Raw genomic sequence first — 256 nt, forward strand, 5'->3', positions numbered from 1 at the left:
GCCCTCGACCTTGTAGTCGCCGGGGATGAGGTTCTTGTCGGAGTCGCCGGTCCACTTCCAGCCGGCGAGGACCTTGCCCGCGGGCAGCTCGACGGCGCCGTCGGCGAAGGAGCGGAACTGGGCGAAGGTGGTCCCGGACGGGAGCGCCGCGGTGGAGACGACCTTGCCGCCGACGTAGAAGTTCACGGTCGTGAACTCGACGGGCTTGGCGGCGTCGGCGAAGACGGCCTCGACGTTCGCGGACTCGCCCTCGACC

General features: G+C 70.3%; 1 protein-coding gene. It reads right to left on the reverse strand.

What is annotated here, in order from left to right:
- Positions 1 to 256, reverse strand: a 256-nt coding sequence (locus AOBCEHNH_RS07040; RefSeq protein ID WP_193221217.1) for a hypothetical protein, incomplete at both ends; no start/stop codon positions are given.

The organism is Collinsella intestinalis (genome assembly GCF_902501455.1).
GTDB lineage: Bacteria > Actinomycetota > Coriobacteriia > Coriobacteriales > Coriobacteriaceae > Collinsella > Collinsella intestinalis.